This window comes from Pseudomonas sp., from assembly GCF_041601375.1.
Classification (GTDB): Bacteria; Pseudomonadota; Gammaproteobacteria; order Pseudomonadales; family Pseudomonadaceae; genus Aquipseudomonas.
The window spans coordinates 1-3,428 of the sequence record NZ_JBFIIG010000280.1 but is presented as its reverse complement, the minus strand read 5'-3'; the positions used below and the strand labels follow the sequence as shown (position 1 = coordinate 3,428).

Here is a 3,428-nt window from a genome sequence, read left to right as displayed (position 1 = left end):
TGGCCTACGGCAAACCGGCGAAAGACCTGCTGGTGCGCCAGAGCCCGAGCCTGACCCTGCGCATCATCCGCGACGCCGGCGCCGAGGCGGCGCTGCGCCAGCGCCTGGAAGACGCCGGCCTGCAGGTCGCCCTGCGTCAGAGCGAGGCCCTCGCCGAGCATCCCGGCGAACACTTCGAGCTGCCCGGCGAGGCGGCCTGGCTGAGCTTCGTCCAGCAGCAATTGCCGTTGCTGCGCGAGCAGGGCTGGCGGATCGAGCTGCAGCCGGAGTTTCGCTACAACCTGGCGCAGGTCGACGACTGGTACGCCGCGATCGAAGACACGTCCGAGCACGACTGGTTCGACCTGGAGCTGGGTATCGAGGTAGAAGGGCAGCGCATCAGCCTGCTGCCGATCCTGCTGCAGGCGATCCGGCACAAACCCTGGCTGCTCAATGGCGATGCCTTGGCCCAGCGCCAGGACGAGGAGATGCTGCTGGTCAGCCTGCCGCAGAGCGACAAGCACATCGCCCTGCCCTTCGCCCGCCTCAAGCCCTTGCTGGCGACCCTGGGCGAGCTGTTTTTCCGCGAGACGGGCGAGTCTAGCCAGCGCTTGCGCCTGCCGCGCGCCGACGCCGCCCGCCTGAGCGAACTGGAGCAAGGCCCGGCGCTGAACTGGCAGGGTGGCGAGCGGCTGCGCGGCTTTGCCCAGCGCCTGCAGGCGCACAACGCGCAGCAGGTCGAGCCGCCGGCGGATTTGCAGGCCACCCTGCGCCCCTACCAACTGCAGGGCCTGGCCTGGATGCAGGCACTGGCCGAGCTGGAAATCGGTGGCGTGCTGGCCGACGACATGGGCCTGGGCAAGACCCTGCAAACCCTGGCGCATATCCTCAGCGAGAAGCAGGCCGGGCGCCTGGACCGGCCGGCGCTGATCGTCATGCCCACCAGCCTGATCCCTAACTGGCAGGACGAGGCCGCGCACTTCACCCCGCAGCTCAGGGTGCTTGCCCTGCACGGGGCGAAACGCCGCCCGCTGTTCAAGCTGATCGGCGAATACGACATCGTCCTGACCACCTACGCCCTGCTGCCGCGCGACCTCAAGACGCTGGCGGCGCAGCCCTATCACCTGCTGATTCTCGACGAAGCGCAGAACATCAAGAATCCGCGCAGCAAGGCCGCGCTGGCCGCCGGCCAATTGCAGGCACGGCAACGCCTGTGCCTGACCGGCACGCCGCTGGAAAACCACCTGGGCGAACTCTGGTCGCTGTTCAACTTCCTCATGCCCGGCTGGCTCGGCGACGCCAAGAGATTCAGCCGCGACTACCGCACCCCGATCGAGAAGCAGGCCAACCAGCAGCGCCTGGAGCACCTGCGCGGGCGGATCAAACCCTTCGTGCTGCGCCGCACCAAGGAGCAGGTGGCGCGCGAGCTGCCGCCCAAGACCGAGGTGACCCATTGGGTCGAACTGAGCGCCGCCCAGCGCGACCGCTACGAAACCCTGCGCCTGGCGATGGACAAGAAGGTGCGCGATGAAGTCGCCCGCCAGGGCCTGGCCCGCAGCCAGATCGTCATCCTCGAGGCGCTGCTGCGCCTGCGCCAGGCCTGCTGCGACCTGCGCCTGCTCGGCGACGACGCGCAGCTGAAAAGCAGCGACTCGGGCAAACTCGGCGCCTTGCTGGCCATGCTCGAAGAACTGGTCGAGGAAGGCCGCAAGGTGCTGCTGTTCTCCCAGTTCACCTCGATGCTGGCGCTGATCGAAACCGAGCTGCAGGCACGCAAGATCGGCTACACCAAGCTCACCGGCAGCACCCAGGATAGGCGCACCCCGGTGCAGCAGTTCCAGGCCGGGCAGTTCCCGGTGTTCCTGATCAGCCTGAAAGCCGGCGGCGCCGGCCTCAACCTCACCGCCGCCGACACCGTGATCCACTTCGACCCCTGGTGGAACCCGGCCGCCGAGGCCCAGGCCAGCGACCGCGCCTACCGCATCGGCCAGGACAAGCCGGTGTTCGTCTACAAGCTGATCGCCCGCGGCAGCGTCGAAGAGAAGATCCAGCACCTGCAGCAGGCCAAGGCCAACCTGGCGCGCGGCCTGCTGGAAGGCGGCAGCCAGGCGCAGTGGCAGTTGAGCGAAGACGACCTGGCGGCACTGTTCGCGCCCCTGAGCGACTGATCCCTACAGGGCAAAAATATGGCGATGTACCTGTTAACTGTTGCGAGCACTGCATGCGCGAAGGCCACCTGTGGGAGCGGCTTCAGCCGCGAAGTTCGCGGATAAATCCGCTCCCACAAAAGCGCTGCCTCTTTGGCAACACATATCTGGGGCATCGCCAAAAATATGGTTCTTCGCTCCCTGGCCGGTTGCACCCGCCACACGCTAGCATCGCGGGCTTGACGCAGAAGGCGCGAGACTGACGAGATACCCTTCTTGCGGCGTAGCATGAATGCGCGGATTGAGTTGCCGCGCCACCCGTCACCTGACTGCCCCGCCAACGCATCACAGCAAGAGACGCCTGCAATGAGAAAGAACCTGACCCGCTGCGCCCTGCTGCTGCTCGGTTTGCTGGTTGCGTTGAGCGCGGGCTGGGGCGGGCTGGCCATCCTGTTTACCGGACCGGCAGATGCGCTACTGCGCTACAGCCTGGCAGGCGCGTTTGCCGTCGTGGCGCTGGCCGCGCTGGTTGCCCTGGGCTCGCGCCGCTGGCGTGGGCGCATCCTGGCCCTGGCGCTCCATCTCGTTCAGTTCGCCGCTGTGCTGCTCTTCTGGTACCGCCTCGAACCCTCCAACGAGCGCGACTGGCAGGCGGACGTGGCGGTGCTGCCCCATGCCAGCATCGACGGCGACCTGGTGACGCTGCACAACATCCGCAACTTCGACTACCGCAGCGAGACCGACTACACGCCGGCCTGGTACGACAAGCAATTCGACCTGCGCAAGCTGCGCGGGGTTGACCTGATCGCGTCCTACTGGATGGGCCCGGCCATCGCCCATGTGTTTCTCAGCTTCGACTTCGGCGACGGCGATCACCTGGCCGTGTCGATCGAGACGCGCAAGGAAAAGGGCGAAAGCTACTCCACCCTCAAGGGCTTCTTTCGCCAGTACGAGCTGTACTACGTGGTGGCCGACGAGCGCGACGTGATCCGGCTGCGCACCAACTACCGGCGCAACCCGCCGGAAGATGTCTACCTCTATCAGTTGCACGCCCCCATCGAGCATGGCCGTCAGTTGTTCCTGGAGTACATGCAACGGATCAACGCGCTGCAGCGGCAACCCGAGTTCTACAACAGCCTGACCACCAACTGCACCACCGCCATGTGGCTGAATTCCCGGGTCAACCCGCAACACCCGCCGTTCGACTGGCGGATAATTGCCAGCGGCTATGTACCGCAGTTTCTCTACCAGCACGGCTTGCTGGACAGCGCCGGCTTGCCGTTTGCCGAGCTTCGGCGGCGC

2 protein-coding genes are annotated in these 3,428 nt (G+C 66.3%); both read left to right on the top strand.

The genetic code is table 11. From position 1 onward, the window contains the following. A partial coding sequence (locus tag ABZE94_RS20995) for a DEAD/DEAH box helicase (RefSeq protein WP_372878105.1) occupies positions 1–2,147 on the top strand: 2,147 nt, incomplete at its 5' end. A 345-nt stretch (positions 2,148–2,492) separates the two neighbouring features. Continuing rightward, positions 2,493–3,428, top strand: a 936-nt coding sequence (locus ABZE94_RS20990; RefSeq protein ID WP_372878103.1) for a DUF4105 domain-containing protein, incomplete at its 3' end; no start/stop codon positions are given.